10 protein-coding genes are annotated in these 13,327 nt (G+C 41.2%); 6 read left to right on the top strand and 4 right to left on the bottom strand.

Translation table 11 applies throughout. The features are described 5' to 3' along the window. Positions 1-1,036, bottom strand: a 1,036-nt coding sequence (locus ACT3TU_RS11880; RefSeq protein ID WP_444784411.1) for a siderophore ABC transporter substrate-binding protein, incomplete at its 3' end; no start/stop codon positions are given. Between the two features lie 450 nt (positions 1,037-1,486). Between ACT3TU_RS11880 and ACT3TU_RS11875 the strand changes: the two genes are divergently transcribed. The 3 genes from ACT3TU_RS11875 to ACT3TU_RS11865 all read left to right on the top strand — a co-directional run bounded on the left by ACT3TU_RS11875 (position 1,487) and on the right by ACT3TU_RS11865 (position 3,761). Continuing rightward, a complete protein-coding gene (locus ACT3TU_RS11875) occupies positions 1,487-2,437 on the top strand; it encodes a TonB family protein (RefSeq protein WP_192523518.1) in 951 nt (316 codons plus the stop codon). A gap of 123 nt (positions 2,438-2,560) precedes the next feature. Next, positions 2,561-3,250 (top strand): MotA/TolQ/ExbB proton channel family protein, encoded by a 690-nt coding sequence (locus ACT3TU_RS11870; protein WP_192523517.1) that lies wholly within the window; start codon positions 2,561-2,563, stop codon positions 3,248-3,250. A gap of 109 nt (positions 3,251-3,359) precedes the next feature. Further along, positions 3,360-3,761: an ExbD/TolR family protein gene (locus tag ACT3TU_RS11865; RefSeq protein ID WP_192523516.1), complete on the top strand. Its 402-nt coding sequence runs from the start codon at positions 3,360-3,362 to the stop codon at positions 3,759-3,761. A 203-nt stretch (positions 3,762-3,964) separates the two neighbouring features. On the opposite strand, the gene ACT3TU_RS11860 is transcribed toward ACT3TU_RS11865, so the two are convergent. Next, on the bottom strand, positions 3,965-4,945 hold the full coding sequence (locus ACT3TU_RS11860; protein ID WP_444784410.1) for an alpha/beta hydrolase: 981 nt from the start codon (positions 4,943-4,945) through the stop codon (positions 3,965-3,967). A gap of 261 nt (positions 4,946-5,206) precedes the next feature. On the opposite strand from ACT3TU_RS11860, the gene ACT3TU_RS11855 reads away from it, so the two are divergent. The 3 genes from ACT3TU_RS11855 (at position 5,207) to ACT3TU_RS11845 (ending at position 9,555) form a co-directional block, all read left to right on the top strand. Beyond that, positions 5,207-5,980, top strand: a complete 774-nt coding sequence (locus tag ACT3TU_RS11855) for a hypothetical protein (protein WP_192523514.1) — start codon at positions 5,207-5,209, stop codon at positions 5,978-5,980. Positions 5,981-6,118: 138 nt separating this feature from the next. Further along, complete coding sequence (locus ACT3TU_RS11850) at positions 6,119-8,308, top strand: TonB-dependent siderophore receptor (RefSeq protein WP_192523513.1); 2,190 nt, start codon at positions 6,119-6,121, stop codon at positions 8,306-8,308. A gap of 104 nt (positions 8,309-8,412) precedes the next feature. Continuing rightward, entirely contained in the window at positions 8,413-9,555 is a 1,143-nt protein-coding gene (locus ACT3TU_RS11845; protein ID WP_192523512.1) for an SIP domain-containing protein, read from the top strand. 362 nt (positions 9,556-9,917) lie between these two features. Here the strand turns inward: ACT3TU_RS11845 and ACT3TU_RS11840 are convergent, their stop codons facing one another. Then, on the bottom strand, positions 9,918-10,661 hold the full coding sequence (locus ACT3TU_RS11840; RefSeq protein ID WP_192523511.1) for a siderophore-interacting protein: 744 nt from the start codon (positions 10,659-10,661) through the stop codon (positions 9,918-9,920). A 105-nt stretch (positions 10,662-10,766) separates the two neighbouring features. After that, positions 10,767-12,974 carry a TonB-dependent siderophore receptor gene (locus ACT3TU_RS11835; protein WP_192523510.1) on the bottom strand — a complete coding sequence of 736 codons (2,208 nt, stop codon included), beginning with the start codon at positions 12,972-12,974 and terminating at the stop codon, positions 10,767-10,769. Positions 12,975-13,327 lie beyond the last annotated feature (353 nt).

Raw genomic sequence — 13,327 nt, 5'->3', positions numbered from 1 at the left:
TATTATTAAAGGCGTCCTTAATAGTCGTTAAATCTTTAATCCATTGATAATAACCGCCGAATGCAAGATAAGAATCTGGACTGAGATATACCACTTGATCTTTACTCCAAGCAGTGGTTTGGGCAACCAGCTTATTATCTAATACTGCTTTTGCTCCAATACTGTCTTCACCAATTGCCGCGCTACGGTCAATGACAAATAACCAGTCTGGATTGGTCTTTTGTAGATATTCAAAAGACACTGGCTGACCGTGGTTACCATCTTTGATTTGTCCATCCGCTATTGGAATATTGAGTACGGTGTGAATAAAACCATAGCGTGACTCAGTACCATATACCGACATTTTATTGCCATTGACCATGACGACTAGGCCTGTGCCCTTATCTTTGGTGGAAGCTTTGGTTTCTGCTAACAGGTCATCAATGTCTTTTTGCAGTTTGGCGGCTTGATCACTTTTGCCAAACAATACTCCTAAATCAGCTAGGCGGCGCTTGCTCGATTCATAAATATCGGCGGTATCGACACTCATATCAAGGGTAAGAGCAATGTTCGAAAGTTCATCGTATTTTTTAGCAGTGCGGCCGCCAATTAAAATTGCCTGCGGTTGTAGCGCATTCAAGGCTTCAAGATCTGGCTCAAACAATGTACCTACTTCTTTTGGCTCAGGTTGGTTTTTTGCTTGCAGATTGTCTAACAACATATTGTTTGGCATACCTTGAATAGGCACATCAAGAGCGGCTAAATCTTGCATTAGCGTCATGTCATATACTGCAATGGGTGATGGGTTCATCGGTAAGCTTACTTCACCTTTTACGGTATCAATTTTTACAGTAGTGGCAGACTCGCCATTACTAGTAGCATTTGAGACTGTATCTGCCGTTTTATTTTCTGTTGTAATCTTTGCAGTTTCAGAGTTGCTGGAGTCGGATGATGTACAGCCAGTCAAACTAACAGTGGCTACTAATGCCACCATCATAGTGGTTAATAAAGGACGCTTGAATACAGGTACTGGTGTAGAGAGTAAAGTGGTAAACATAAATAACTCATTATACAGGTTATAGAAAGTTGGTTAATCAAACGACTGCCAAATATAGGAAGGGTAGTAAAGAGTCTGCATAACTGTATTAACAACAGTGCTCTTCGCTATTTATTTTGCCTTCAATCTTCAATATTATTGCTTATTTCGTTTTTTGTAAGGTCAGATAAGTAAACAGCGATTATCATAAAGGAGTTAGTGATACATATCAATGATAATGAGAACTATTGTCATTATTTATTATTGTCATTATTTATATTGGTTATTTTCATAAATAGAGGTACTCATCTTTCTGACAGCTTTTAAAAAACAGCTTGCCTTCCTCTTCAACCTATTTAAAGTAGAGAGGGTAATTTGTAAGCGGAAATTAATATTTAAAAGAAATTTATTGATAATAATTATCGTTTGCATTATTATTACAATTTTATTTCATAGACTTATTAGGCTGTTATGGGTTCAACAAGTTTCAATGTGCCATCACTTAAATTAACATCAACAGTTATGGGTTGTGTTGTCGCATTACATTTGCTGACAGCAATTGCATTGGTGATGGTCAAAACCCCTGTGACTACTATTAAGCCACTTAAAATAACGCCACCTATAGAAATACAGTTGGTGTCAGAAGTTACGACAATTGCAGAGCCGGTGACGGCAGCCGCAGAAGTCGAACCTATTAAAGCGCCTAAACCACAATCTGTTAGCGTACCTGAGGCAAAACCAGAGCCTAAAAAAGCCGTGCAACCAGTTGTGAAAAAAGAAACACCAAAGCCTCAAGTTGATACTAAACCAGCTACTGCGACAACAAAGGTAGTAAATAGCAAGCCTGTCATCAAACAACCAATAAAATCACAAGAATCAGACGCAGCAGCTCAAGCAAGCGCTTTAGCAGCCGATAACGAACGTAAGATATTGGCAGTACAGGCTGAAAAGGCTACTCAACAAGCGCATGCCAAAGCTATGCGAGAGGCTCAGGCAGCGGCAGATGCCAAAGCAAAGGCAGATCGTGAAGCGCAAGCCGAATCCGATGCCAAAGCGGCAAGAGAAGCCGCACAAGCCGCTGCTCGTGAGAAAGCCAATCAACAAGCTGCCGCCGCCGCAAGTAATACCCCCGTCAATTTTACTGCCACTAACGCCAACTGGGCCTCAGCACCGAGTTTTAGTTTTCCTGCTCGTGCCAGACGAGCTGCCAAATCAGGCGAAACCTTTAGGGTGGTTTTGATATTACAAGTTAATAAGCAAGGCGGCATTGATAATGTGAGCTTAGCGCAATCTTCTGGCAACGCTGCACTCGATAGAGAAGCTCAGCAACAAGTACGTTCTGGTAAATTTAAACCCTTTACGAAAAATGGCGTACCAGTGGTGGGTAATGTAACTTTACCTATCAGTTATGCAGTGCCGTAAAAGTTAGTTATTTACCAAGCCCATTATTTTCAAAGCGTCACTATTTATAATTTTTCATGATAAGTCGATATGCGGTACTCGCAACGAACTCATATGATTGCATAACATATTAAGGAGTGTGATATGGACTTTACAAGCTACTGGCAATACAGCGATTTGGTGACCAAAAGCTTGTTTTTCTTGCTATTGGTCTTATCGGTGCTCTCTTGGGTAACTGGTATTATTCGCATATTACAAAGCCGAAAATTGGCCGCCTGTGTTGCTGATGATTTGAGTCAGCAGGTTGAGATGAAGCGTTCAGCTGTGATTAACTCTGATGCTGCTATGCGTCGATTAGTCATTGAGCAAGCATTATTAAAGCATATAGGGCGTTACCGTTTTGCTAGCGAACGCGGCTTACCTATTTTAGGTACCACTGCAGCGATCGCACCATTTATTGGGTTATTTGGTACAGTGTGGGGTATTTTTCACGCGTTACATAATATCGGTACCAGTGGGCAAGCAGGACTTGGACAAGTGGCAGGGCCAGTTGGCGAGGCGCTCATTATGACAGGTCTCGGTATTGCCGTCGCAATTCCAGCAGTGGTGTTTTATAACCTTGCCGTACGTATCAATCGACGGGTAATGTACCATGCCAATGATAGAGCCCATGATTTATTGGCGCAGTCTGTTGATTTAGCAGCAATGCAACCTTCAATGGAGCCTCATAATGTAGCTGAAAAGCAGGGTATAACCACTAATGTCACTGGTAGTAAGAGTGCTCATAGCAATAGTAGTATTCATACTGATAAACAAGAAGCTTATCAACAGTAGCAGTGCTAGCCTTTATTTATAAAGCTGTTGTAAACGATAGAACTGCATGGTTTTTTTCAAAGCAAAAATTTATGATTTTGTATAAGACTGATACACAATTGAGAATATTATGGCATTTCAGTTAGGTGATGATGACGTTCAAAGTATGAATGAGATGAACCTCATTCCACTTATTGATGTCATGTTGGTATTGATGATTATCTTTTTATTGACAGCGACTGTTTTGAACCCAACAGTACCGCTTGATTTACCCAAGACCAGTGCGCTAATCAATGAGCAGCCACCTGAAGCAATCCAAATCAGTATTGATAAAGATGCCGGTATTTTTTGGGATAGCGATCCTATTAGCATAGAAGAGTTAGATACTCGTTTGCAGCAAGAAAGTGCTTCAGGCAAAGACCCTTCTATTCAATTGCGCGCGGATAAAGACAGCAAATATGATACGGTGGCGCAGGTACTGGCGGCAGCCAGTCAAGCAGGGCTGAGCAAAATAGCCTTTGTAAATGAATAGCAATGAAAAATAGGAGTCATTTAGCATAGTTGGCTTTCTATATAATCAATCTCGTCTCGCTATTATTAAAAATAACTAAGATAATAATAAAAATAAATATAATAACAATCTTTCTCTCCCGCCTTGCTTGGGTAACCTAGTGAGGTTTTTCTTATCTAGGAGATAAGATCAGGGTAATAAACTAATCTTGAATAGACTTAATCTTAGAAGTTCTTTAAGCTCTCTAATAGAGAGGTTGTAAATACCTCTGCATGAGATTGGTTGTAAAACTGATAGCTACAACGCTCCTCAAAGTGCTCACAGACTTCCTTGGCGAATTCTTTTTTACTCATCAGAGTAGGCGCTACTACTGGCATAGTGGTTTGCTCTGCAGAGTGACTAAAAGTGAGTCGTATTTGTTTGTGTTTATTATTGGATATATCTGCAAGTTGCGCTTTAGGAAGATTTTGATATGCCTGCCAATAGTTAATCATCTCTCCATTTTGCCACCAAAGTGATGGATCTGCACTGAAATACTGCTGATAAGCTTCAGGATGCTTGAACAAATTATATAACACAAACAGACCACCGTAAGAGTGTCCCCAAATCGCCTCTTGCTTCGATTTCTCGCCCAACTGTTCATATACCCACGGTTTAATTTCTTTTTCTATCAGCTCATAAAACTGCTCTGCACCACCATTTAATCGCTCTCTACCTTCTTCTGTAAACGCATTGTTATCTGTAGTGTTGGCTAATAAGGGTGGAGTATAATCATATGCTCTGGCATCGACATCAAAGCGATAAGGGCTCTGATAACCTATAAAAACTAAGACAGGTGCTGTGCCCTGTGTCGAAGAATGAGCCAGTGATAGTAAGATATCTTTGTCTAAATCATCAATAGCCGCATTGCCATCAAGCATATAAAGCACTTTACTAGGAGTTTTTACAGAATTGTTAGAGAGTAGATGATCGGTTGTCTGCTCAGGAATAGCTAACCACACTTGATAATGGCGAGGTTTTGCATAGGCTTGCAGCATTTTTGACTGTAAATTGGTTACGCTAGAGGAGGGTAGTTCTGGTGCAGGTGCACTGAAAGTATGATATACGAAACGATACCCGGTATCTTTGGCATGCAATAAGCTCATATCTACTGTCTTGGTCAAGTCAGGTTTAGCATAGCTTGGTGACATTATTATTCCTGCCATAGTTATCGTTATAATTGCAAGGCTTCCCTGAAATCTTGACATACTTATCCTTTATTATATTTAATTTATTGAAAAAAGCCTTAGACATAGCGTTGCTTATATTGAAGCTGTAAGAGGATTAACAAATGCAGTTTATATCACTGATAATGATTGACAATCAGTTACAATATAGTAATAATAATGCATATGATAATCGTTATCAATAATATTGCTTTCTAGTGGTTCTGTATTTCACAAAAATCCTTCTTATGAGATTAAATTATGTCACGTTCAACTCAGTCATGTTTCAGCAAAAACCTATTGTCTAAAGTTTCTATTTTATCTATTGCACTATTATCTTTAGGGGTTGCAGGCTGTCAAAATACGATGTCATCGTCTAGCGCAACGCCTGTATCTACCTCTAATGCTGTCACCACGGGTCTCATGAAAACTCAAAGTAACTATGCTGATACCCGTTATTTAACGATTGACGGCAAAGACTATCCCGTTTCTGAAAACTCTGCTCGAGTAGTCATCAATAAAGCGAAAAATGTACCAGAATTGGTCGCTGATATTTTTGATGGAAAAGGTAAAGTTGCAGTACCAGGCTATAAAGTGATGTTGATGGTTCGAACTAACTCAGTGGCTGCAGAAGGCAGAAAGCTAGATAATGGTAAAGTTATCGATAATCGCATGATCCATCGTGGCAGCAAAACTCTTGTTGGTATCCCTGTTGTCAATGGTCAAGCAAAACTTGATCAGGCACAATTATTAAATTTCGATATCATTTATGACGATTTATCAACAGTCGTTGCAGAGGGCGAAGTGGTCAAACCACGTGGTACCAAAATAACCAAAGCAAATATACCAGTTACCAATAAAAAAGTGGTCGTACACTCTTTGACCTTACCTAACATTGCTAGCGGTGAAAGTGCAGGTGGTGGTGTTAATTTCGAAGCCAGTGCAACAGTAGATGGTAAAGTCATAAAAACTGGCGCTAATAGTGCTTTTAATATCTTTTATACCGCGACTAGTGATAATGCTAGAGGATTCTAGTTGTTGAGTGCTAACTGGTAAGAACAGGCTCTGACTTCACTAGATGAAGCTAGAGTCGTTTCCGTTTAATCGTTATCTGTTTTTAAAACCACTAACAAACCCAATGGGTTATCTACTATGGCTTTAAGGAATTCTCACGTGGTTAATAATACCTCAAATCAATCCTCGCATTTCCGACTATCTCCGCTATGCTATTCTGTTTTATCGTTACTCTTTATGTCAGTACCAGCGACTGCTGCTGAATTACAAGATAATGCTGATTCAGAGCCTAGCACCACATTAGATACAATTGTCGTTACCGCAAACCCTTTATATGCCATTGATCCGAGTGAAGACAATGATTTATATAATGCCAATGTCGCGACGGTCGGCACCAAGATACCAGATTATCTAGAAAATATTCCACAGTCTATCAGTGTGATCACCCAAGCAAAGATTGATGACTTAAATCTTGATACCTTAGATCAAATTGCCAAACGCACGACAGGCTTACGAGTTCTGCAAAATGATGATGGGCGCTCGTCTATTTACTCTCGTGGTTATGAGTATGACCAATACAGTATCGATGGGCTCGCATCTCCCATGGCAAGTATCAATGGCACCTTGCCTAATTTAGCCGCATTCGACCGAGTGGAGGTCATGCGCGGACCTTCTGGTTTGTTTAATTCAGCGTCAGAGATGGGCGGTGTTGTGAACCTGGTTCGAAAGCGCGGTAAAGCCGATGGAGATCAAATTCTAGAAGCCAATGTTAGCAATCCGACAGGCTACGGCGTGTCTGCTGATCTGCAGGGCAGTTTAAGTGCTGATGACAGTCTCGTTGGTCGCACGGTGCTGCAATACAATCAGCGTGCCAATCCAGTAGTCGATGATATCGGCGGGAAAGACAATCAAAACAGTACGGTCTACGTCAGTGCCGACAAGCAATTGAATGAGAACAGTAAATTTGGTTTTGGCTACTTGATGCAAGATCGGCAAATTACCCCTGATAATGGTCTGCCTACCTTTGCTGATAAATCATTAATATCGCTACCACGTGATGATTTTTATGGTGCCAAGTGGAACGATTTTAACAGTCAAAGCCATGATGTTTTTGCCGATTTTGAGCATCGTCTTGCTAGTGCCGGCGTCATCAGTGCTGGTATGCGCTACTCTGATAGAGAAGCTGATTATAATTATGCCTTTGCAGGAGGCGCCCTTGAGGATAATAAAACCAGTGTTGCCGGTATTGGTGCAGATATTCACGAAACGTCGCTTAGTGCTGATGTCAATCTAAGCCAACCGTTTAAGATTGGCAACCATCAAAGCGAATATGTCATTGGTGCTGACTATAAACGCTTTAAAACTGATAATGAAAACGCGCGTACTAAAGCCTTGGGTCAAGGTTTAACGGTCGGACAAATCAATGATTTGAACGAAGTCAGTATTATTGAGCAAGCACGTCGCGGTGAAAAAGGCTTTGCGCTTGCCCATACTGAGAACACCCTGAGTGAAACGGGTTTATACGGCAAAGTGAATTACAAGCCTATCGATAAATTAAGCCTAATTGTCGGCGGTCGTTTGAGTCATTATGAGATAGAAAGTGATGATAAGATTAGCAATGCTGATGCCAGTACTGACAGTAGTAGCAAAGCCACTGGTTATGGGGCTGCTGTGTATGAGCTGACGCCGAATATCAATGCCTATGGCAGTTATACTCAAGTCTTTACCCCGCAATATGTTGCCAATCAAGACGGCGAATTACTAAAACCGCGTGAAGGCGATCAGATAGAAATCGGTCTAAAAGGTCATTGGCAAGATACCTTGTCAGCGAGACTGAGTGGCTACCGTCTGACCGATGAAAATGCTGCTGCTCCCACAGCAGATGGCGATCAAGTGGCATTAGGAAAACGTCAAATGCAAGGCGTAGAAGTAGAAGTTAATGGCGAAATTATGCCTAACTTACAAGTATCTGGTGGCTATAGCTATTTAGATAGTGATATCAAACAGGCATCGAGTGATAGGGATGATGGCATTTTCCTATTGATGCCCAAGCACTCTGCTAATCTTTGGGTAAGCTATAAAGCGGATAATTTGCTTGCTCGTCCATTAACAATGGGATTGGGTGTCAACGCCGTCGGTGAATTCTCATCCTCGCAAGGTATCAAGGCAGATTCTTATAATACCTGGGATGCGATGGTCAGTTATCCATTTAATGAGCAGCTCACTGGTCAATTAAACGTTTATAATTTATTTAATAAAGACCATTACGTCCGTGTCGGTTCGCTCAATACGTTTAATATACCGGGTGATGAACGTGAAGTAAAAGCGTCACTGTCTTATAAGTTTTAGCTAGAATCACGGCTTGCTATATCGTAAGCCTAATAAATGAGGCGCATTGAGTTGATCAGGCGCCTTATATTTTTTGTGAAATTATTTTTTATAAGGGGTCCGTTATGTCCCAAGTTGTTGATAATCTTTATACTGATAAAGTACCATTACCCGTGGCGACCAAAACCAAGTTTATGAATCATGTCAATGAAGAGCATCAAGATGAACTGGCGCTGTTTGTAGAAGCATTTGCTGATACCAAGCTTAGTAATGAGATGGCAGTTGTGGTAGCAGAGGTCTATAGCGATGGACTATTACTTGAAGCGTCGGTGCAAAATGTAGGGCTTTTACTAAATCTAGAAGCTGACGCGCGGCCTGATGCTGTCAGTCAATTCTTTATTGAATTTGAAAATGTTATTGATGAAACCATTACTTTGAAGTCGCAATATATCAATCTCTTGCAAGTGGCTTCAAAGAAACTTGGTAAGCAGGCGATAAAACAGCAAGAGCGGCATTTCACAGTGATTGATGGTTATTACGCCAGCCCGAATATGTTCCGATTGGTAGTCGCTGCACCTGCTGATACGCCACTGAATCATGCAGGATATGCCTATCTGTTTGAAATGAATGCTGACGTATCAATTAGTCATGAATCTACCAACGCCTCTGCTAACGCCTCGGAGAAATTACAGCGTTATTATACCTTACGAAAAGCATGGCAAGATGCAGAAACTCAGCAAATACAGGGTTGGGTGGATACTTATATTCATGGTGATACACCTGGTGGTAATTGGGCGAGAGCGGCACTAGCTGGCACACAACTGAAAAGTGTTCGCGATTATCCTGAAAAGATTGCGCATTTAAATGACGGACAATGTCTGCTTATCTGCGACGAAACGTCTATACCAACAGTCGCTAATTTATTAGAAAATTGGCAAAATCCGATAGCGCCAATTGTCATTGTCGTTACTTGTGATGTGGCAGATAGGGTTTATCTACAAGATATCGAATTCAGTCAGACGTTGGCACAGATAGATAATTTTAAACAACATAACATAGTGCATATTTTGAATACACCAGCCATCAATCTCCCTGACACTATTATCTCTACGATAGATAGCTGCTTAGAGGCCACATCTATTCATATAGATAAAATCTGGGGTGCAATTAGTGCAGCGGATGCCAAAGTGTTAAGGCGTCAACTAAAGGCTCAGTTTGATTTATCTCGGCAGGATATGGTCATGAAGGTGTATTGGCGAGCGTCTTAAAGAGTGGATATAATCAGAAGAAAGTTAGAATATGCTATCAAGTCTTAATTTTGTTAATATGACCTAAATGAACTGGGTGTGTTGAACATTCAACCATGTCCCTGACAGAAAATATTTTTTATCAATGAAGTGGCAAAAAGAGTCCTGTACCAGTTTGTTAAGTAAGGGCTGATGCTAAAATTATCTCGTAATGCGTTGCAACTTTAGCTAAGATTTCTGCATTATCGTCAATTTGCGCCTTGTCTGGAACAATTTTAGCGATCACTAGGGGCTATTTGTGAATGTTCAATACGGCCTAGTTTATAATAATTATATTAAAAACTGATAATTACATTACCATTTATTAAAAGACAAATAGCATATTATGCTAGGTTTTTTGCATCTTTCTGCTTCTCAATTTTATGCTGGTCTTCTGTGCTATCGACTTTCCAATAGCTGGATATGTATAAATGCGTTCTTGGTATTGAGAAATATGTTTTAAAGTAATGGCGCAGGGCGCGCATACTATGAAATTCACATGCTGCCCACACCGCAGGCCGGCCTGCTAGCCACGTAAGCGTTTTAACCCTTTCAAGTAATGGGCTGCTTTCGGTATTTGGATGTGAGTTGATCACCCAGTGAATGTCAACGTTGTCTGGTTTTTTGAGTAGTTGCTTATCCGCTTCACTGGTGACTTCAAGGACTGCATAGCCGCAGGCATTAGCAGGTAGCTGGGCAAGATTGACGCTAATGGCTGGTAGCGCTGTCATATCACCAACCAATAAAAACCAATCTGCCTCATTATTAATCAGCTTCTTTGGTCCTGGGCCGCCGACCAATATTTGCTCACCAACTTGGGCATTACGTGCCCACATTGAAGCAGGGCCTTCAGCGTCATGCAAAGCAAAATCGACATCTATTTCATCCTCACGTTGACTACTAATGGTATAAGTGCGCATCAGTGGTCGAGCCCCATGGTCTTGAGGAAATATGAGTTTAATATAAGCGCTTTCTTGATCTGCCGGAAAATCAGTCAGTCCAGCACCGCCAAGCGTGACGCGGCACATCTGTGGCGTTATGTATTTGGTGCGAACAACATTCAATGTTCTTGGAGCAGGTTTTGCCATTTTAATGCCTTTCTTAATTTAAGTGTTTCATTTTTCAAGTGATCAGTTTAGATAACGCCAGTATATAAGACAGGCATTCTCTAGTAATGATAAGCTCTATATTGTTTAAAAGTTGGCCTTTAGGCTTACGGACATCTGGCGCTCAGGTCCCATCCAGCAGTTATTGCTATCGTAGCAAGTACCGACATAGGTTTTATCAAACAAATTATTGATACTAGCGCCAACAGTGAGCATCGGATTGATTTGATAGCTGCCACCAATATCTACCAATGTCACACTTGGCAGCTCGTCTGAATTTTGCTTATCAAGCTGCATGCCGCCTTCATAGCGAACCCCTGCATTGAGGGTCAATTTATCTGTGGCGTAATAGTCTGCCCACAGTGTCGCCTTGTGCTTAGCAGTTTGGGCAGGAGTGTTACCGACCACGTCAGGGTTGAATTCATCTTCGGTAATCTCAGCGTCGGTATAGCTGTAGTTTGCAGTAATATCTACCCAATCACTTAGCATGTGGCTGCCTGAAACCTCGAACCCTTTAGAGGTAATTTCACCCGTTTGGGTTTGACTTCTGTAATTGATTTCATCAGCCACTACGACGTTTTTTTGCGTAATATCAAACACCGCCAACGTTCCTTGTGTGGCGCGATCTGGGGACAGATATTTGATACCAGCCTCTAATTGGTCAGCGGTGGTGGGCTCAAATGCCTTGTTAGTAACGAAGTTGCTACCGACAACAGGCTGAAACGATTGTGAGTAGCTGGCATAAGGAGAGAAGCCATTATCAAAGTCATAAATGGCAGCAAGGCGACCACTGGTTTTTGATGCGCTGTTATCAATCGTCTTGTTACTATAAACAGCACCTTTAGAGGCGTCGGTTTGCTCAGTGGTACTGTCAAAATTGTCGTGACGTAAGCCTGCTACTACCGTTAAATCTTGCCACTGCATCTCATCTTGTACATAAAATCCTAGCTGGTTTTGTTCGATGTCTTGTTTCTGTCGATAAATATCTAATGGCAAAGTGCCAGCATTGATTTGCGAAAAATCGGGATTGGACAAATCAAGGTTTGGGGTGCCATCTGCGCCAGCATCATAATATGTAGCGCTACTGTCCGTTTCTTGATACTCCACACCGAATAATAAATTGTGCGAGGTGTTGGCAGTATCTAACTGATAAGCCAGCTGATTGTCTGTGGTCCAGTTGTTCATCTTTTCATCGGTGGTATAGGCCACACGATTTAAAATATTATCGCTACCCGTGATAAACCCTTCTTGATTATACATATTACGCTGCTGCGCTTCGGCATCGGTATAGCGTAGGATATTCTTGAAGGTTAATTTGTCATTGATAGCCCAGTTGACAGTCACACTTGGCATCAGTACTTCTTTGCTAAAATGATTCCACTCGTCACCTGCGTAGGCATCACTATCTAGCTTGCCATAGCTGGCATTGTAGACTGTCCCAGCAGCCGGCAGCGGAGTGGAAGGCACCATCTCGGGATCGTCTTGATAAAAAAGATTGGCAAGAACGGAGACATCTTCTGTCGGTCGCCATTCAAGTGACGGATTAATTAAAGTGCGTTCTTCTTCTGTGGTCTGCATCTGTCCATCTTTTTTACGTTTTAATGCCACCAAGCGATAATTGAGCGTATCTGAGATAGGGCCGGTCGTATCGACTGCCACTTCTTTGAGGTTTTGATTGCCAAGGCGCACCTGTACTTCAGACTCTTGAGTGCTTTTTGGCGTTTTGGCGACCTGATTGACCATGCCACCTGGAGCCGCGTAGCCATAAAGTGAGGATGCTGGGCCTTTTAATATTTCTACCGCTTCAGTCGCATAAATGTCTACTTGCGGCATCAAATTCCAAGCGCCGTCATAGGGGAGGCGTAATCCATCATAAAAATTGGAGTAAGTCTTAAAACCGCGAATGTTGTATTCATCAAAAATAGATACTGTACCGCGGCTCTCAGCACTCACGCCGGGCTCATAACGTAACGCCGCATTAACGCTATCTGCTTGACGTTTTTGTAATAGTTCTTGATTGATTCTGCTATAGCTCATTGGAGCATCGTTAGGGTCTAATGCAGTTTTGGTGCCTGTACTGCGGTAGCTATCGGCATAAACAGTAATAGTATCTAAGGTCGTCGCTGGGGTCGGATTAACCGTAGCAACATTCTCATCTTTGTTTTGGACATCTTCAATATTATTTGCCGTTTCTTCAGCGTATGCAGCATGGCTAATACTCATTAATAAGCCAATCCTGACTGCCATTTTTAATTGTTTTTTTCGGGCAGATTCGGAACGTAAAAGAGACGACATCGTATTTCCTTTCAGATAGAAGTAGTTGAGGGTCTTGAGTTAAAAGATATGAATGTTCAATACGGAAATAATGATAACACTAATGATTATTGTTATCATTAATAAATTACAATAAGAGTGTTTATACAAGCATTAGAGGCAGTCATTGGCGGTTCTTATAAAGGACAAATAAAGCATGAATGGGACAAAATCATTAATAATAAAAAGTTAAAAATAACCTCATATAAGGCCAATTTTTTCCTATAATTCGCAGTGTTTTAAGGAGTTTTCTTGTATGATGCTGCCATCCTTAGAATCACGTTATCGTCTTGAAAGTATTTTAGGTCGAATCTAACAATCAGCTATTTTATATT

Origin of the sequence: Psychrobacter sp. AOP3-A1-26, from assembly GCF_052378235.1 — a bacterium.
In the GTDB taxonomy this organism is placed as follows: domain Bacteria; phylum Pseudomonadota; class Gammaproteobacteria; order Pseudomonadales; family Moraxellaceae; genus Psychrobacter.
The sequence above is the reverse complement of the archived record's forward strand: the minus strand, read 5'-3'. Positions and strand labels throughout refer to the sequence as shown.